Genomic DNA, 16918 nt, shown 5'->3' with positions numbered 1-16918 from the left:
AGGTACGCGACCGATCCTGACCCCTGGGCGGCGCCACGTCACCGTTGCGGTCGCAGCGTTCTTTGAGTTCTTAGTGGTCACGGTCCGCGGCCCTTCCGCAGGGTCGCTGAGGTGCCCCCGGCTGGCAGGATGGAGGGTGGCCCGGCCGCTGCCGGGCCGGGCTGCGAGCAGGTGCGGAGGTGGCGGAGTGCGACGAGGACGGATGACCCTCGCCGGGCAGTTCCTGCTGCTCCAGCTCGTGATCGTCGCGCTGGTCGTCCTCACCGTCGGGGTCCTGTCGTTCGCCCAGACCGGGGAGCAGATCCAGCGCACCGAGAGCCGGCGCGCGCTCTCCGCGGCCGAGAACCTGGCGGGCAACCCCACCGTCCGCTCGATGCTGCTGAGCGCGCTGCCCGGCGGCAGCGCCTCGCTCGCCGCCGTCGGGGAGACGGTGCGGACGGTCTCGGGCTCGGACGACGTCGCCCTCCTGCACCCGGACCGGACGGTGATCGCCTCCTCGCGGCCGGGTGACGTCGGCACCGTGCTCCCGGACGACCGGCCGAGGCTGCCCGCCGCGCGGTCGTGGACGGGACCCGTCGCGGCGGGACCCACCGTCGCCGCCGAGGTGCCGGTGCTCGACGAGGACGGCCGGCTGGTCGGGACCGCGCGCGTCGAGCGGGACCTGCCGGCGGTCAGCGAGCGGCTCGCGCTCGCCGGGCCCGGCCTGCTGGTCTACGTCGGGCTGGCGACGAGCATCGGCGTCATCGGGTCCACCATGCTCTCCCGGCGGGTCAAGCGGCAGACCCTCGGGCTGGAGCCCACCGAGATCGCCGGTCTGGTCGAGCACCGCGAGGCGATGCTGCACGGCATACGCGAGGGGGTGCTCGCGCTTGACCCGGCCGGGCGCGTCACCCTGATGAACGACGCGGGCCGGCGGCTGCTCGGTCTCCCCCCGGACGCCCTCGGCCGGCCCCTCGCGGAGCTGACCGACGACCCGGAGCTGCGCGAGGCGCTCACCGAGGGGACCGCGCGCGACCGGCTGCTCGTCGTCGGGCCGCGGCTGCTGGTCGTCAACCGGATGCCTGTGCGCTCGCACGGGGCGGTGATCGGCTCGGTCACCACCATGCGTGACCGCACCGAGATGAAGGCGCTCGAGCGGGCGCTGGACACCTCGCGCCGCACGACGGGGACGCTGCGGGCCCAGACCCACGAGTTCAGCAACCAGTTGCACACCATCTCCGGGCTCCTCCAGCTCGGGGAGTATGACGAGGCCGTCACCTTCGTGGAGGGCGTCAGCCGGCACCGCGACAGCCTCTACACGCACATCACCGAGCGGGTGTCGGACCCGCCGGTCGCGGCGCTGCTCATCGCCAAGGACTCGTTGGCCAGCGAGCGGGGCGCGCGGCTCGTCGTGACCGAGGACTCGCACCTGGCGCGCGTCGACGACGACCTGTCGCGCGACCTGGTCACCGTCGTCGGCAACCTCGTCGACAACGCGCTCGACGCGGTGGCCGGCGCCGCGGACAAGCTCGTGGAGGTCTCGCTCACCGACGACGAGCAGGAGGTGACCGTGCGCGTCCACGACTCCGGCCCGGGGGTCAGCGAGGAGGCGGCGACCGAGCTGTTCCGGTCAGGCTTCACGACCAAGAGCTCCGGCGAGGTCGGCGGCCACGGGTTCGGGCTGGCGCTCGTGCGGCTGGTCTGCCGTCGGCGCGGCGGCGATGTGAGCGTGCACAACGACGCCGGGGCGGTCTTCGTCGCGCGGCTGCTGAAGAAGGAGGCGGTGACGTCGTGATCGGTGTGCTGATCGTCGACGACGACTACATGGTGGCCCGGATCCACGAGGGCTTCGTGGGCCGGTGCGAGGGCTTCCAGGTGGTCGGCGTGGCCCACGACCCCCAGGGTGCTCTCGAGGCGGCCGCCCGGCTGCAGCCCGACCTCGTGCTGCTCGACGTCTTCCTCCCGGGGGCCAGCGGGCTGGACATCATCGGCGGCCTGCGGGAGGCCGCGCCGGACATGGACGTCATCGTGGTCACCGCCGCGCGCGAGGCCGACACCGTCAAGCGGGCGGTGCGCGGCGGGGCGGTGCAGTACCTGATGAAGCCGTTCACCCAGGCGGACCTGCGGGAGCGGCTGGAGCACTACCGCCGCACCCACCGGGCGCTGGAGCCCGGGGCCACCCCGGAGCAGAACGACGTGGACCGGCTCTTCGCCACGCCGCTCCGCCAGACGCAGGCCGCGCTACCCAAGGGGCTGAGCCCGCAGACGCTGCAGCTCGTGCTCCAGGCGCTGTCCCAGGTGGAGGGCGACCTGTCCGCCGCCGAGACCGCCGAGGCCGCGGGCATCTCGCGGGTCAGCGCCCGTCGCTACCTGGAGCACCTCGTCAACGCCGGTCGGGCCGAGGTCCGGCTGCGCTACGGCGAGGTCGGCCGGCCCGAGCGGCGTTACCGCGCAGGCCCGGCTAGAGGGTGACGACGACCTTGCCCAGGCTGTGGCCCCCCGCCACGACGGCGGACGCCTCGGCCGCGCGGTCGAGGCCGTAGGTCGCGCTGATGACCGGGCGGACCGCCCCGTCCGCGACCAGGCGCGCGAGCTCGGCATACACCTCGCCGGTCCGGCGCCGCGTGACGCCGCTCCCGCCGAGCTGGGCGGCGGCAGCGGGAGAGGCGACGCTGCGCAGCCGGCGGTGGTCCTCGAGCAGCCCGTCCACCTCCTCGAGGACCGCCTCGCCGACGGTGTCGAGCACGGCGTCGACCCGTCCGGCAGCGGACTGCCGGACCCGGTCCGCCCAGCCCGGGCCCGAGGCGATGTGGGTGCCGCCGGCCGCTTCGACGTGGACGGCCTTCTCGGCGCTGGCGACGCCGAGCACGCGCGCGCCCAGGTGCCGGGCGAGCTGGACCGCGTGGATGCCGACCCCGCCGCCCGCGCCCAGCACCAGCACCGTCTCGCCCTCGCGGACGCCCAGCTCGAGCAGGCCGTCCCAGGCCGTGCCGACGGCCACCGGGAGGCAGGCCGCCTGAACGGCGCTCACGCCGTCGGGCACGGCCGCCGTCTGGGCCACGTCGAGCAACGTCTGCTCCCCCAGGGCGCCGACGCCGGCGGCGCAGGAGCCGAAGACCAGCGTGCCGGGGGCGAAGGTCCCCGACGGGTCGGCGACGACCGTGCCCGCAGCCTCGCGACCCAGGGCCATCGGGAAGGTCACCGGCACGACCCCCTGGCGCTGACCGCTGCGGACCTTGACATCGGCCGGGTTGAGCCCCGCGGCGAGAACGTCCACGAGCACCGGCCCGTCGCGAGGCTCCAGCGGCGCCAGGTCGAACTGGCCCTCGACCTCCGCGTCGCCGTACCTGTCGAAGCCGTAGATCCGCATCCGTGCGCCTCCTCTTCCCCAGGTCGTGGCCGTGTGCCTCACGAGACGCGGTCCGTCCGACCGCCCTCCGCAGGATCGAGCCTAGCCGCACCCGCGTGTCACGACGCCGCCTCGGCCGACCGTCACTGCATACCCTGGCTCCATGACCTGGGTCCGGCACCGCTCGCGCTCGCTCGCCTGGACCGTGCTGGCCGCGGTCCTGCTCGTGGTCGGGCAGGGGGTATGGCGCTACTCCCGTGGCGCGGTCGACATCACCGACGACCGGTGGGGCCTGGTGATGCGCGTCGTGGTCCTGGGGCTGCTCGTCGGCCTCTACCTGCGCGCCGGTGGCGCCACGACCGCCTCCAGGGACGGGCTGGTCGTCCACGACGGTGTCCGCCGGCACACCCTTCCGCGCGCCACGGTCCGCGCTATCGAGCCCGACGCGACGCGCAACGGGGCGGTGGCGGTGCTGCACGGCGGCCGCCGGGTCGAGCTGCCCGGCGTCGCCGGGTCCGACGTGCGCGCGGTGCGTCGGGCGCTGAAGGGCTAGCCGCAGCTGCTCCGACCCTGGCGCCCAGGTGTGACCCACGCCATACGCTCCTGCATGGACGTCGCCCGGCTGGCGCACAGAGGCACAGAGCTCTGCCGCGCGCTGGCCGACGGGCACGACGTGGTGGGGCAGGTGCTGGAGCTGCTGGCCGACAGCGTCGGCACCGACATGGTCTCCTGGTCGGGCATCCGTCGCGACGGCGGATGCCCGACCCTGCAGCAGCACGGACGGGCCCCGCTCGACGACGCCGGGGTGGTCGAGTGGGAGCGGTTGCTGCCGACCCATCCCTACGCCACTCACCTGCTGACCGACCCCGCCCCGCGGACCCGGCTGACCGACGTCGTCGAGATGCGCGCCTTCGAGCGCACGAGGTCTACGAGGTGTGCCTGGCACCCCAGGGCGACCGCTACCTCACCGGCCGCGGGGACACCATCGGACGGGACTTCTGCGCCGACCTGGTCGAGGTGGTCTTCGTAGGTGACCCGCTCCCGCTCGAGCGGCCGCGCCATTGCCGGCGCCGCCACCACCATCGGGACCGCCATCGCCACCGCGGCGCCGAGCACCACGGCCTTCCTCGTCAACGCCATCGCTCCACTCCCTGCCTGCCCGTGCGTCCCTGGTGGGACGCTGTGTCACCACGGTGACGCCCCGTTGCCGGTCCGTGGAAGGTGGCGCTTCGGCCACCTTCTCGGGGGATCGCGCCTACTCTCGAGGTATGACGCGCTCACTCAGCTTTGTCATGGTGGCGGCGCTCGCGCTCGCGGGGTGCCAGTCGGGAGGGGACACGCCGGACGGGTCGACCAGCCCGACCACCTCGGGTGAGCCCACCACGAGCGCCCCGGTGACCGTCTCGCCCCCGGCGTCCGACGACGCGACCGAGTCGGAGACGTCGACCGGGTCGGAGACGTCGACCGCGGAAGCCACCGAGACCGAGCAGCCCGTCGACCTCCCGTGGACCACGGGCCCGGTCGAGGAGGACGTCGTCACCGGCGGCGAGGCCCAGGAGATCACCGGCGTGCGGATCGGCGAGCACGACGGCTACGACCGCGTCGTGCTCGACCTGTCCGGCGACCAGCGCCTGCTGGGCTGGCACGCCGAGTTCGTCGACCAGGCGGTCGAGGACCCGAGCGGGAGACCGCTCGAGGTGGACGGCACGGCATACCTGCAGATCGGGGTGCGCGGGATCGACTGGACGAACGACTCCGCGGACCGCTACGACGGCGCACCCGTCGACGCCGACGACACGGAGATCGTGGAGGAGGTCGTCTTCGGCGGGCTGTTCGAGGGGCAGCAGCAGATCGTCATCGGGCTGGACGAGCGCACGGAGTTCCGGGTGTTCGGCCTGGACGACCCCGCGCGCATCGTCATCGACGTGCGGGAGGACTGACCCTCAGACCGCCGCAGGCGTCCCACCCAGGTCCCGGCGGCGGCGTCGCAGCGCACGCACGGTGTCCTGCCGTCGGCGCACGTCCCAGCCGATAGCTCCGTGCTCCAGCCGCTCGATGACGTCCTCGGTCACGACCAGCACGTCTGCCAGGGCCCTGTCCACGGCCGCCGCAGGCAGCCCGACCGACGCACCGAACTCTCGGAACGCCTTGGCCGTGAGGTTGTCCCGGCGCCCCGCCATCGAGAGTGCGAAGGTCGCGTCGCCGTAGGGCACGGTCGCGGGGATGTCGTAGATCGGGGCGACCGACCGGTCGCTCGTGCCCACCACCGAGATGTTCTTGGCGTGCAGGTCACCGTTGCCGGTCGCCCAGGCGAGCGCCGCCTGCAGCAGCACGGCCCTGAGCGCGAGGGGCCGGGAACGGCATACCCCGGCAAGGGCGATCGCCAGCTGCTCCATGGTGACGGTGTACTTGTCAGCAGGGTGGACGCCGAGCACCTGGGCGCCGTCCTCGACCGCGAGCCTGCGGAGTCGGTCCCCCTCCACGACCCGGTCGAAGCGGGTGACGAGGAGGCCAGGACGCCCGTGCCGGTCGTGCACGACCCGCGCCTCGACCACGGGATGCCGAAGGCGCCGGGCGACGGACAGGAAGAAGGCTTCGTTCTCCACCACGTGGGGGAACTCCGGCACCTCGAACTTGAGCAGATGAGCCCTTCCCTCGTGCGCCAGCGGCACGGTGAGCATCCGCCCCGACACCTTGTCCTGCACCCCCGCCAGTGCCGACGGGTCGCCGATCCCCTGGGCGGCCAGCAGCTCGGCGAAATCGAGCTCCTCCAGGCTCCCCTCGACGACCGGCACCGTCTGCGTGACAGCCTCCTGCGGTTGCGGCAGCACCTGCACGTCGCCGACCGGGTCCGACCCAACCGCCAGGAGCAGGGACAGCTCGTCGTCGGCACTCGTCTTGACGGACCGCCGCAGCGCAGTCAGCCGCCGGCCCTCGGGCAGGAGGTTGGCGAAGAAGGCCGGCACCGCACCCCCGACGCTCCGCACGGGTTCGTCGGTCAGCGGCAGGGTCGTGGCCACGGCCCTCCCTCCCGACCCGAGGTATGCCGTGTCGTAGGCAAACTCGACGCTCCCCTCGACGCGGCGCAGGGTGGCGGCCGCGACGCCGTCCTTGAGCACGTGCGCGGTGCGCACGTCGCGAGGGTCCGCCGCGGCCGGACGGGGCGCGGCTGGGTTCACGGCGTCTCCACCGGGAGCAGCGCCAGCCGCAGCCCGAGCACCTCGAGCACGGGGGCAACCTTGTCGAGCCGGACGCTGTCCTTGCCCGCCTCGAGCAGGCGCACGAACCGCTCCGAGACGCCGGCCAGCTCTGCCACGTCGACCTGGCGCAGGCCCAGCTCACGACGTCGGGCGACCAGCTGCTCGTGCCAGGGTTCCATCTCACACGCTCCTCTATCGGCACGATCGTGCCGATAGAGAGAGGATGGCAGACGTCGTCGGCTCTTGTCCACCCATACCGGCACGATCATGCCGCCTTGACTCAAGGTGAGGGATCTGACCCTGACACCCGGGACGGCACCGGCACGACCGTGCCGGTTTGCGCTCAGGGGCACCTTGCCCTGATCTCATGGCCCTCCCGAGGGGACGCGGACGCCATACCTCAGCGGCGTGCGGAGGTGGTGAGGCTGGTCACAGGGGGCGCCGGACAGGCCCAGGCCGCGCGCGTGACGGCTCGGCTTGCGGGTGGTCGGGGCGCGGGGCAGCGTGGAGAGAGTCCGCATCGCACATCAGTGAGAGAAAGGACGAGCGATGACCAGCACCAACGACCCCGCCGCCTACGGCACGTGGGACTACCGTGACACCGCGATCAACCAGGACCGTGACCTCGTCGGCTACGACGTGGAGGCCACGGACGGGTCCATCGGCAAGATCGACGAGACGTCCAACGAGGCCGGCGCCTCGCATGTCGTCGTCGACACCGGCCCCTGGATCTTCGGCACCAAGCGTCTGATCCCCGCCGGTGCGATCGAGTCGGTCGACCACGAGCGGCGCGTCGCCTACGTCGCGATGACCAAGGAGCAGATCAAGTCCGCGCCGGACTACGAGCGCGAGATGTGGGACGAGGAGGCGCGCGCCCGCCACGACACCTACTACCGCGACTACATCAACGGCGGCCCGGGCACCGGCGTCTACTGACCACCGACCCCCGGACAGCCGGAGGCCCGTGGACCGGATGGTCCACGGGCCTCCGTCGCGTCGGGGCGTCTCAGCCGGTGTCAGTCCCGAGGGACGTCGCCGCGCCAGCCGCCGGCCTGGGTGCCGCGCGACTCGATGAACTCCTTGAACCGCCTGGCGTCCGCCTTGACCCGGCGGTCGTCGACGCCGAGCGCGGCGCCGGCCTTCTCGGCCAGGCCCTGCGGGTCCCAGTCCATCTGGATGGTGACGCGGGTGGTTGTGTCGTCGAGCTTGTGGAACGTGACGACCCCGGCCTGCTCGAGGTCACCGCCGACCGTGGTCCAGGCGATGCGCTCCTCGGGGTGCTGCTCGGTGATCTCGGTGTCGAACTCGCGCGTCACCCCACCGACCTCGACGGTCCAGTGGTTGCGCCTGTCGTCGACCTGGGTGACCGACTCGACCCCCTCCATGAACTGCGGGAAGGACTCGAACTGCGTCCACTGGTCGTAGGCGATCGCGATGGGCACGTTCACGTCGACGGACTCGGTGACGTTGGTCATGGTTCACTCCTGCATCGGGGATGTTCGGACCCCTCCAGGGAACCCGACTCACGCCCGGCTCGCACGGTCAATCGACGCGCTCGGTGCGGGTGGTGGGGGCTGTCAATGGGCAGTTGTACCCATGTGCAGGGGCGAGGGCTGGGGGCAGGCTGGTGGGGTCCGGCCGCGGCGTGCGCCGGTCTCGGGAGGAGGCTGCGATGCCTGACGTGACGCTGCTGGTGACCGCGCCCACGGGCGCTCCGGGTGCCATGCCGCGCCGGACGGTGCAAGCGGCATACACCAGGCAGGTCCCGCCCGCCGAGGGCGAGGAGGGCGGACCGACGCGCGTCGTGGACGTCGTGACGGCCGAGCTGAGCCCCGCGCTGGAGGCCTCGCTCCCCCTGCCCGACGCCGATCCCGAGGCGCCCGCCGTGCTCCAGGTGCTGACCGGCACCGGCTCGGTCCGGCTGCAGCGGGTCGTCGAGCCGCCGCTCAAGGGCACGGTGAAGGTGGAGCTCACCGAGGAGGAGACCAAGGAGATCGCGCAGCCCGAGCTCACCGTCGAGACCCAGGAGCCGCCGGTGCTGCGGCGGGCCAGGCTGGTGCAGGTCGGGACCGTCCCGGTGCGGTTCGCGACCGCCGAGCTGCGCGTGGCCCCGTTCGCGTCCGCCGACTGGTCCACGCTCGGGCTCGAGCCCGTCTTCCAGGCCCCGCAGCCGCTCACCACCTCCGTCGAGGCCCAGCCCGCGGCCCTCCCGGCCGTCGCGGCGCTGCCCTGGGCCCCGGTCCCGCTCGGCGTGGACGGCGGCTTCGTCGTCGGTATGCCGCACAGCCCCGGCTCCTCCTGGCTGTGGTGGCTGTCCGACGGCTCCAACGTGGCGCTGGGCGCGGTCAAGGACGACCTGTCCACCGTCTTCCCGGACGTGCTCGCCCTCCCCCTGCCCCCCTTCGCGCAGGCACCGGAGGGCGGCGACCCGTCGCCACGCACGCCCTTCGCCACCAGCGACAGCGAGCTGGCCGACAACCCGGAGGTTTACGGGGAGGACCCCGGGGCCTTCTGCCACCCCTTCTCCAGCCCGGAGCGGATCCTGGGCGAGCGCGCCTTCCACGTCATCCTGCGCGCCGAGCAGCCGGCCGTGAGCTCGGAGCCCACCCGGCGCTTCCCCTCCTTCCCGATCCTCGACTACGACCCCGTCGTCGCCACCCGGGACGACGGCGACGAGACGCCGCGGACCCGTCGCGGCGTGCGCGACCTGGACCTGCTGACGCCGCTGGGCCAGGTCGTCGGCCGGGAGGCCGCGGTGGTGCGGCCGTCGCTGCCCGTCGACTACCTCGAGGGACTGCGCCGCACCGACGGCGGCCGGCACGTCGTCGACGCCGCCCACCCGCTGGACTGGGAGGGCGACGCCTCGCGCTACCAGGCGGCGACGGTCGCGCGCGGGCACATCCTGGAGTACCGCATGCGCTGGCGCTCCAACGGCTACTCCCTGGGCACCGTCGCCCGCTCCCTCACGCTGGCCCCGCGCCAGGTCAAGCGCATCCAGAAGATCGAGTTCGAACGGCTGGAGCGGACCCGACGGGAGGAGTCGACGCAGCTGGTCGACCAGGTCGTCGACGAGGTGGCCCGCGACCGCACCTACCAGGACAGCGTCGAGGCGAGCCTCTCGGAGTGGGCGCGGGGCGAGTCGTCCTCGCGCACGAGCGCCGGCGCCGGTGGCTTCGGCTTCGCCATCGGCAGCTTCGTCGCCGGTGGTGGCGGCGGTCATGCGCGGTCCTCGAGCACCTCCTCCCAGTCGGGCGGCCGGGACACGAGGGCCGCCGAGGAGCAGCGCCTGCGCGACACCATCCGCCGGTTCGCCGACGCGCGGCGCAAGCTGGACAGCGTCGTCGTGACCGAGGTGAGCCAGGAGGAGACGGTCACCGGCACCGTCGAGGTGGTCCGCAACGCCAACTACGCGCACTCGCTGACGGTGATCTACTACCAGATCCTGCGACACCTCAAGCTCGAGACCGACTTCGCCGGGGTCCGCGAGTGCCTCTTCGTGCCCTTCGCGATCAAGCCCTTCACCCTCGCCCGCGCCTACCGCTGGCGGGAGTCGATCCGCAAGAACCTGCGCGACCGGCGCTACTCCACGGCGCTGACCTACCTGCGTGACGTCTCGACCGGGTTCGCCGGCTCACCGATCCCACCCGGGGCGCGGGCCGACCAGCCGATCCGCCAGCTGCGCGGCTCGATGACGATCCGGCTCGGGGTGGAGCGACCGGCCGTCGCGCTCGACGTCTTCGACGACCTGCCGTGGGCACCGTTGCGGCCCTTCCTCGGCAGCCCCGCGCTCTCGATCTTCGGCCGCCTGCGTGAGCTGGCCGAGTCGGCGCGGGACGCGTGGTTCCAGGCCGAGCAGGCACCGCGCATCGCCGCCGGCTGGGTCGACACCCTGCTGCTCACCGCCGGGGGCGTGGAGATCGACGCCGACTTCACCCTCGCCTCGCGCTACCAGTTCAACGGCAGCGTCCGCGTCGACTTCACCGCCCGCCCCAGGAGCGGGCAGACGCTGACCCGACGGACGCTCAGCGACCTCAAGCTGCGGGCCTCCCGCCCGCTCACCCCCGGGTCCGTGGCGAACCTCACCTCGCTGGGATACACCTACGACACCGACCACTTCCGGCGCACCGTCCGGGCCCAGTCCGGCTCGGACGACCTGATCTCCGCCGAGACCGGAGCCGTGGAGAGCATCGGCGCCTCGGCGGCGCAGCCGCCGGACGAGTGGGAGCTCAAGGACGAGCGGCTGGAGATGGTCAAGGCCGTGCAGGACCTGCTGGGGCACCTCAACGAGCACGTGGAGTTCTACGACAGCGCCGTGGTCTGGGAGATGGACCGCAACCGCGTCTTCATGCTCGTCGACGGCGCGGTCATCCCCGGCACCAACGGGGTGAGCGTGGCCTCGGTGGTCGAGCGCGACCCGATCGCGATCATCGGCAACTCGCTGGTCTTCCGCGTGTCCGCCGGCGCCTTCCTCGGCCTCGACGGCCTGGACTCCCCGGCCAAGCTCTACTCCTGGTATGCCGACAAGGACGCCCGGAGCGAGCCGATGCACGTGGCGCTGCCGACCGACGGGCTCTACGCGCAGTCGATCATGGACCCCTGCGTCGCCCTCGAGGAGCACCGCGGCGACCTGGACTGGGTGCTGGACGACACCGAGCCCGAGCTGGGGTCCCTCGACCCCTCGCTGCTCATGTCGCGCCGCGCCGAGCCGGTGGCGACGGCGCCCACCCCCTTCCCGCAGACGATCATCAGCCTGCAGAACGCGCCCGACGCTCCCGCGCCGTCCGGCCTCGCCGGCGCGCTGGGCGCCGTGCAGAACGCCGGGGCCTTCCGCGACATGGCGGGCCTGGCCGGCACCCAGGCCAACGCCGCCGCCGGCCTGCAGACCGCGGCCGGGCTGGCGACGACCTTCGGCCAGCAGGCGGCGGCCCTCAAGCTGGCCGAGATGGCCGCGAGCGCCCAGAAGACCAAGGAGGCCAACCAGAAGCTGGCCACGGTCAAGAAGGCCGCGGACAGCAACGCCGTGCCGCCCGAGAAGGCGCAGGAGGCCGCGAGCAAGATCCTCGACGAGCTCACCGCACCCTCGGCGATGCCGGTCTTCGGCCAGGACGGCGCCGGGCTCTCCGGGCTGGGCGACCTGCTCAAGACCGCCGCGACCATTCCGGGCAGCGACGTCACCGCCACGCCCGACGGGCTCAAGGTGGCCCTCGGTGGAGGCGGCGGCCTCGGCGCCGCTGCCGGCGCCCTCCAGCTGGCCTCCTTCGGCTCGCTCCCCGCCGGCGTGACCAGCCTGCTGCCCGGGCCGCTCTCCGGAGTGCTCGGGGCGATCCCCGGTGTGGGCGGCGTGGTCGACCTCGTCCGCGACTGGGTCACCAAGGCCGAGACGTTCAAGCGCGAGGTCGCGGCCGTCGCACGTCAGGAGCTGGCCGCCTGGAACGGTCGCCCCGAGAGCGACCCGGCCGTCCTGCCCTTCCTCGAGGCCTACGGCCGCGCCGGGGGGACGGACGATCCCGCCGGCTGGGCAGCCCTGGCGGCCGAGGACAAGATGGCCTGGAGCGGCGGCTTCATCAGCTTCTGCGTGCAGGAGGCGGCGCGCGCCGCCGGCATACCCGGCGATCCGTTCGGCCGCCACACCCTGCACGCCCGCTACCTGGTCGCCGCCAGGAAGAACCGGGAGGACAAGAACCTGGCCAACCCGTTCTGGCTGTACCGGCTCGACGAGGTGCGCCCCGAGGTGGGCGACCTGCTGTGCAAGAACCGCGTCGGCACCGACGACGTGACCTACGAGGGCCTCACCAGGGGCGACCTGAGCCACGTGGACGTCGTGACCGAGGTGACCAGCAGGGCGAGCCTCACGGCGTGCGGCGGCAACCGCACAGGCGCGGGGCTGACCGTGGCCGAGTCGGCCGTCAGCCTCGTCGACGGCTTCGTCACGGCCGCGTCCGCGAACCTCGCCGCCGGTCCCTACTTCGCCGTCCTGCGGGTGCGGACGAGCCCGCTCGAGGGCATCTCCCTCCCGTGAGGCGGGCCGGGTGGACGCGACGCTGACCCTGGTAGGCCCCCACGGGCCGGTCCGCGGCGGCTCCGGCCGGCCCGACGGGCGCGGAGGTGGCGGCATCGCGGTGCTGGACGTGCGGCATACCCTCAACTTGTCCTGGGACACGGCGACCGGGCGAGCCTCCGGGCGGCGCCAGCACGCGCCGGTCGTCGTCACCAAGGAGGTCGACCGCTCGAGCCCGGTGCTGGCCCAGGCGTGGGCCCAGAACCTGGCGTTCACGACCTGGACGCTGGAGGTCTTCGGCGTCGACGGCCTGGGCCGGCGCGCCCCCGCCTACACCCTCGAGCTGCGGCGCGCGGTCGTCGTGCAGATCACGCTCTCGGCAGGTCACGACGCTGCGCTGCCCTGGGAGATGGTCTCGTTCGCCTACGACCGCATCGTCTGGACGTGGCCGGACGGTCAGGTCACGGCGAGCGACGACTGGGCCTCGACGCCGTGACCGGCTGAGGACTACACTTCGTCGTAGAGAAGCCTGGTGCGGCCCGGCGCCTCTCATCCCGGGTGACGCGGGTGCACCGGAGAGGAGAGACCATGTCCTACTCCACGATCCTGGTGCCGGTCGTCCCCGACCACGTGGACGAGGGCAGGAAGGCGATCGAGACGGCCCGGCAGCTGCTGGACCCGGGCGGGCGGATCACGGTCATCGCCGTGCACGAGGACCCGCCCTACTACATGCCGACCGACGCCTACTGGGCCGTGCCGGCGGTGCTCGAGCGGCAGGAGACCCTCGGCACCGAGCTGCAGGATGCGCTCGGCAGCCCCGACGTCGAGGTCCTCGTCCGGCGCGGCCAGCCCACGCGCGTGATCCTGGACCTGGCGCAGGAGGGCGGCTACGGCTGCATCGTGATGCCCTCCTCCCAGCCCGGCTGGCGTCACACCTTCCTCGGCTCGACCGCCTCGGGCGTCGTCCGGCACGCCCACTGCTCGGTGCTCGTGCTGCGCGAGGCCATCGCCGGCTGAAGGGTCTGGCGCGCGACCCTCCCCCAGGTCGACACTGGGAGACATGCAGCTGCTCGAGCGCGCCTCCCAGCTCGCCGCCCTGGAGGAGTATGCCGCCGACGCCGCGGCCGGTCGGGCGCGACTCGTCCTCGTGGCGGGCGAGACCGGGGCCGGCAAGTCGGCGCTCGTCGAGGCGCTGCGCCGGCGGGTCCCGACCGCACGATGGCTGACGGGAGCGTGCGACGGGCTGTTCACACCCCGCCCCCTCGGGCCGCTGCTCGACGTGGCGGAGCAGACCGGCGGTGAGCTCGCCGCGGCGTGCCGCGCGGACAGCCCGGCTCGCGACCAGCTGTTCCGGCTGCTCCTGGAGGAGCTGTCCGGCCACGACGGCCTCACCGTCCTCGTCCTGGAGGACCTGCACTGGGCCGACCGCGCCACGCTCGACCTCATCCACTTCCTCGCGCGGCGGACGAGCGGGCTGCGGCTGCTGCTCGTCCTCACCTACCGGGACGACGCGGCGGGCGGCGGCAGCGACCTCACCCGGCTGCTGGGCGAGCTGGCCAGGCTGGGCTGCACGCGGACCGTGGGTGTCCCTCCGCTCAGCCGGGACGCGGTCGCGACGCTCACCGCGCGGTCGGGACTGGGCCCGGACGAGCTGCTGCGGCTCACCGGCGGCAACCCCTTCTTCCTCACCGAGGTGCTCCAGCTGGCCTCCGACCATGTGCCTGCCACGGCGCGGGCGGCGGTGCTCAGCAGGGTCAGCGGGCTCAGCGCGGGTGCGCGCGGCCTCCTCGACGCGGTGTCCCTGCTCGGCTCCCGCGTCGACCTCGACCTGGTCGCGGCCGTCACCACCGTCCGCGCCGAGCATCTCGACGAGATCCTGCGCAGCGGGGTCCTCAGCCTCGCCGACGACGAGCTGGCCTTCCGTCACGAGATCGCCCGACGGGCCGTGGCCGGGACGGTCCCCGCCCACCAGGTCGCGGCGGTCCACCGGGCCGCGCTGACCGAGCTCGTGCGCCGCGGGTGCCGGGACGACGCGAGACTCGCCTACCACGCCGACGGGGCCGGCGACCCCGCCGCCGTCCTGGTCCACGCGCCCGCCGCCGGTGAGGCCGCGGCCGCGCTCGGCGCGCACCGGCAGTCCGTCGAGCACTACACGCGAGCCGCGCGGCACGCCGCCGCCCTGCCGCCCGCGCAGCGCGCCGACCTGTTGACGCGGCTCAGCGAGGAGCTCGGGCTCGTGGACCGCTGGGCGGAGGCCGCGGACACCGCCCGGGAGGCGCTGGCGCTGTGCGAGGAGGTCGACGACGCCGTGCGGTCGGCCGCGCTGCTGCGTCTCCTGAGCATGGCGCTGTGGCGGCTCGCCAGGGGCGCGGAGTCACGGGCCGCGGCTGAGCGCTCGGTCGCCCTGCTCGAGCCGCTGGGGCCCGGACCCGAGCTGTCGTCGGCGCTCGCCGGGCTGGCCGGGATGTTCATGACCGCTGGGGAGCACGAGGCGGCGATCGCGCACGCGAGACGCGTCCGCGAGCTCGCTGCGCCGCTGGGGCTCGCTGCGGACCTGGCGGACGCCGACAACGCCGAGGGGTGCTCCCTCGCCGCGACCGGCGGCGACTGGCTGCCGCTGCTGACGCGCTCGCTGCAGACCTCCCGCCAGCACGGCCTGCACTCCCAGGCCGGGCGGGCGCTGGCCAACCTCGCCAGCATGCACCTGGTCGACCTCCGGCCCGACCAGGCCCTCGCCGCCGCCGACGAAGGTCTCGACTACACCACCACCTACGACGTCGGGACCTACGCGCGGTGCATCCGCGGCGTCCGTGCCGAGACCCTGGAGGTCCTCGGCCGCTGGGACGAGGCGCTCGCAGAGGCCGAGGAGCTGCTCGCCGGCCCGGCGTCCCCCGAGAACCGCCTCGTGCCGCTGCTCGTCTCCGGCCGCATCCGGATCCGCCGCGGGCAGGCCGGCGTCCGCGCGCTCCTCGCGGAGGCCTCCACCACGGCGGCACGTTCCGACGAGCCCCAGTTCATCGTGCCCACCGAGCTCGCCCTCGTCGAGGCCGCGTGGGTGGCGGGCGACGTCGACGGCGCCGTCGTGCACCTGCGCCGTGCGCAGGAGCGCTCAGCCGGCGTGGATCTGGTGGTCCGCGGGAACCTCGCGCTCTGGGAGGCGCGCCTGCACGGCATACCCGATGCTGCCGGGCTCCCCGAGGTGTATGCCGTGCACCTCGCCGACCCCGCGCTCGCGGCGGCGCGCTGGACCGAGCTCGGCTACGCCTACGAACCGGCCCTGGCGCTCCTGGACGCCGGCGACGAGTCGTCGCAGCGCGAGGCGCTCGTCCTCCTGGACGACCTGGGTGCGACCGCGGTGGCCGACCGCGCACGACGCCTCATGCGTCAGTCGGGGGTGCGCCAGGTGCCGCACGGCCCGCGGGCCACGACGCGGGCGCACCCCTACGGCCTGACCGCACGCGAGCAGGAGGTGCTGGACCTCATCCGCGAGGGACGTGGCAACGCGGAGATCGCCGAGGCGCTGTTCATCAGCCCGAAGACCGTGGAGCACCACGTCTCCGCCGTCCTGTCCAAGCTCGGCGCCGTCGACCGACGGGCGGCGGCGCTGATGGCGGCGGACCCGGGGCTGGCGGCGCCTGCGGTCTGAGCCCCCCGCACCCTGACGGCGACGCGAGAGCCCCTCGCAACCTGGGGGTGCTGACGGCGCAACCTGGGGGTCGTCCCCCGATCCGCCCCCTGGGTCGTCCGGCGCATCCTCGGAGGGTCAGTAGCCACCCGAGACAAAGGAACGGACGTGCCCCTCTTCATGGACATGCACAGGCTCGACGGTCCCGTGACCTTCGACGACGTCGCCAAGGCCCACACGGCGGACCTCGCCACCCAGGACGCGCACGGCGTGAACTACCTGCGCTACTGGGTGAGCGAGGACGACGGGACGATCTTCTGCCTGGTCGACGCCCCTGACGCGGACGCCGCCACCACGGTCCACCGCGAGGCCCACGGGCTCGTGGCGGACGCCATCCACCAGGTCCGGGAAGGGTCGTGACGGCCATGGGCACCCACCTGACCCGCGCCGCGCGGGCCCTGGCCGGGCTCGGCCTGACCGCCGGGGCGCTCGTCCTCACGGCGCCCGCCGCCTCGGCCGCGCCGACGTGCGCGGACACGCTGGGCGTGAAGGTCCACGGTCAGCACGTCCTGGCCGACTACGTGACCGGGCTGCACGGCGAGCTCGTGTGGCCGCCGGCCGGCCAGGTCGGACGGGCCGTGGCGGGGAAGGGGGCGGCGGTGCCCGGCGGACCGGGCCCGGGCTTCCACTTCCCCAACGGCTTCGCGCCGGGCGCGTCGTTCTGCACAGGGTCGAGCTCGCCAGGGCTGCATCCCTGATCCGGAACG

Annotated in this window: 16 protein-coding genes; 12 read left to right on the top strand and 4 right to left on the bottom strand. The window is 73.7% G+C overall.

The window, feature by feature from the left end:
• The first annotated feature begins 202 nt into the window (after positions 1–202).
• Positions 203–1774, top strand: coding sequence for a sensor histidine kinase (locus IEV65_RS02140; protein ID WP_188427955.1), 1572 nt, complete (start codon positions 203–205; stop codon positions 1772–1774).
• Positions 1771–2451 (top strand): response regulator, encoded by a 681-nt coding sequence (locus IEV65_RS02135; RefSeq protein ID WP_188427954.1) that lies wholly within the window; start codon positions 1771–1773, stop codon positions 2449–2451. The genes IEV65_RS02140 and IEV65_RS02135 overlap by 4 nt, the downstream gene beginning before the upstream one ends.
• Here the strand turns inward: IEV65_RS02135 and IEV65_RS02130 are convergent.
• Entirely contained in the window at positions 2441–3349 is a 909-nt protein-coding gene (locus IEV65_RS02130; RefSeq protein ID WP_188427953.1) for an NADP-dependent oxidoreductase, read from the bottom strand. The genes IEV65_RS02135 and IEV65_RS02130 overlap by 11 nt on opposite strands.
• A gap of 142 nt (positions 3350–3491) precedes the next feature.
• Here IEV65_RS02130 and IEV65_RS02125 point away from each other — a divergent pair, with 142 nt between their 5' ends.
• The 3 genes from IEV65_RS02125 (at position 3492) to IEV65_RS02115 (ending at position 5268) form a co-directional block, all read left to right on the top strand.
• On the top strand, positions 3492–3881 hold the full coding sequence (locus tag IEV65_RS02125) for a hypothetical protein (protein WP_188427952.1): 390 nt from the start codon (positions 3492–3494) through the stop codon (positions 3879–3881).
• 54 nt (positions 3882–3935) lie between these two features.
• Entirely contained in the window at positions 3936–4358 is a 423-nt protein-coding gene (locus tag IEV65_RS02120; protein ID WP_188427951.1) for a hypothetical protein, read from the top strand.
• 238 nt (positions 4359–4596) lie between these two features.
• Positions 4597–5268: an AMIN-like domain-containing (lipo)protein gene (locus tag IEV65_RS02115; RefSeq protein WP_188427950.1), complete on the top strand. Its 672-nt coding sequence runs from the start codon at positions 4597–4599 to the stop codon at positions 5266–5268.
• Positions 5269–5271: 3 nt separating this feature from the next.
• On the opposite strand, the gene IEV65_RS02110 is transcribed toward IEV65_RS02115, so the two are convergent.
• Together IEV65_RS02110 and IEV65_RS02105 are read right to left on the bottom strand one after the other, a co-directional pair.
• A complete protein-coding gene (locus tag IEV65_RS02110; protein WP_188427949.1) occupies positions 5272–6462 on the bottom strand; it encodes a type II toxin-antitoxin system HipA family toxin in 1191 nt (396 codons plus the stop codon).
• A 41-nt stretch (positions 6463–6503) separates the two neighbouring features.
• Positions 6504–6707, bottom strand: a complete 204-nt coding sequence (locus IEV65_RS02105) for a helix-turn-helix domain-containing protein (RefSeq protein WP_188427948.1) — start codon at positions 6705–6707, stop codon at positions 6504–6506.
• Between the two features lie 370 nt (positions 6708–7077).
• Between IEV65_RS02105 and IEV65_RS02100 the strand changes: the two genes are divergently transcribed.
• Positions 7078–7464: a PRC-barrel domain containing protein gene (locus IEV65_RS02100; RefSeq protein WP_188427947.1), complete on the top strand. Its 387-nt coding sequence runs from the start codon at positions 7078–7080 to the stop codon at positions 7462–7464.
• 80 nt (positions 7465–7544) lie between these two features.
• On the opposite strand, the gene IEV65_RS02095 is transcribed toward IEV65_RS02100, so the two are convergent.
• On the bottom strand, positions 7545–8003 hold the full coding sequence (locus IEV65_RS02095; RefSeq protein WP_188427946.1) for an SRPBCC family protein: 459 nt from the start codon (positions 8001–8003) through the stop codon (positions 7545–7547).
• Positions 8004–8200: 197 nt separating this feature from the next.
• On the opposite strand from IEV65_RS02095, the gene IEV65_RS02090 reads away from it, so the two are divergent.
• The 6 genes from IEV65_RS02090 (at position 8201) to IEV65_RS02065 (ending at position 16909) form a co-directional block, all read left to right on the top strand.
• A complete protein-coding gene (locus IEV65_RS02090; protein WP_188427945.1) occupies positions 8201–12547 on the top strand; it encodes a DUF2272 domain-containing protein in 4347 nt (1448 codons plus the stop codon).
• A 10-nt stretch (positions 12548–12557) separates the two neighbouring features.
• On the top strand, positions 12558–13022 hold the full coding sequence (locus IEV65_RS02085) for an Hcp family type VI secretion system effector (RefSeq protein ID WP_188427944.1): 465 nt from the start codon (positions 12558–12560) through the stop codon (positions 13020–13022).
• 92 nt (positions 13023–13114) lie between these two features.
• Positions 13115–13543: a universal stress protein gene (locus tag IEV65_RS02080; RefSeq protein WP_188427943.1), complete on the top strand. Its 429-nt coding sequence runs from the start codon at positions 13115–13117 to the stop codon at positions 13541–13543.
• A gap of 43 nt (positions 13544–13586) precedes the next feature.
• A complete protein-coding gene (locus IEV65_RS02075) occupies positions 13587–16172 on the top strand; it encodes an ATP-binding protein (protein WP_188427942.1) in 2586 nt (861 codons plus the stop codon).
• Between the two features lie 147 nt (positions 16173–16319).
• The gene (locus IEV65_RS02070) at positions 16320–16571 is read left to right on the top strand and encodes a DUF4242 domain-containing protein (RefSeq protein ID WP_188427941.1); all 252 of its coding nucleotides are present in this window, start codon (positions 16320–16322) and stop codon (positions 16569–16571) included.
• A gap of 5 nt (positions 16572–16576) precedes the next feature.
• Positions 16577–16909 (top strand): hypothetical protein, encoded by a 333-nt coding sequence (locus IEV65_RS02065; RefSeq protein ID WP_188427940.1) that lies wholly within the window; start codon positions 16577–16579, stop codon positions 16907–16909.
• Positions 16910–16918 lie beyond the last annotated feature (9 nt).

The organism is Ornithinimicrobium tianjinense (genome assembly GCF_014636495.1).
GTDB classification, from domain to species: domain Bacteria; phylum Actinomycetota; class Actinomycetes; order Actinomycetales; family Dermatophilaceae; genus Ornithinicoccus; species Ornithinicoccus tianjinensis.
This window is presented reverse-complemented; position numbering and strand designations above follow the sequence as displayed.

Excerpts from the sequence above, each read along its gene's own strand:
- IEV65_RS02140 (WP_188427955.1), top strand. The coding sequence starts at position 203 with ATGACCCTCGCCGGGCAGTTCCTGCTGCTCCAGCTCGTGATCGTCGCG.
- IEV65_RS02075 (WP_188427942.1), top strand. The coding sequence starts at position 13,587 with ATGCAGCTGCTCGAGCGCGCCTCCCAGCTCGCCGCCCTGGAGGAGTAT.
- IEV65_RS02120 (WP_188427951.1), top strand. The coding sequence starts at position 3,936 with ATGGACGTCGCCCGGCTGGCGCACAGAGGCACAGAGCTCTGCCGCGCG.
- IEV65_RS02105 (WP_188427948.1), bottom strand. The coding sequence starts at position 6,707 with ATGGAACCCTGGCACGAGCAGCTGGTCGCCCGACGTCGTGAGCTGGGC.
- IEV65_RS02065 (WP_188427940.1), top strand. The coding sequence starts at position 16,577 with ATGGGCACCCACCTGACCCGCGCCGCGCGGGCCCTGGCCGGGCTCGGC.
- IEV65_RS02100 (WP_188427947.1), top strand. The coding sequence starts at position 7,078 with ATGACCAGCACCAACGACCCCGCCGCCTACGGCACGTGGGACTACCGT.
- IEV65_RS02115 (WP_188427950.1), top strand. The coding sequence starts at position 4,597 with ATGACGCGCTCACTCAGCTTTGTCATGGTGGCGGCGCTCGCGCTCGCG.
- IEV65_RS02130 (WP_188427953.1), bottom strand. The coding sequence starts at position 3,349 with ATGCGGATCTACGGCTTCGACAGGTACGGCGACGCGGAGGTCGAGGGC.
- IEV65_RS02125 (WP_188427952.1), top strand. The coding sequence starts at position 3,492 with ATGACCTGGGTCCGGCACCGCTCGCGCTCGCTCGCCTGGACCGTGCTG.
- IEV65_RS02090 (WP_188427945.1), top strand. The coding sequence starts at position 8,201 with ATGCCTGACGTGACGCTGCTGGTGACCGCGCCCACGGGCGCTCCGGGT.
- IEV65_RS02095 (WP_188427946.1), bottom strand. The coding sequence starts at position 8,003 with ATGACCAACGTCACCGAGTCCGTCGACGTGAACGTGCCCATCGCGATC.
- IEV65_RS02080 (WP_188427943.1), top strand. The coding sequence starts at position 13,115 with ATGTCCTACTCCACGATCCTGGTGCCGGTCGTCCCCGACCACGTGGAC.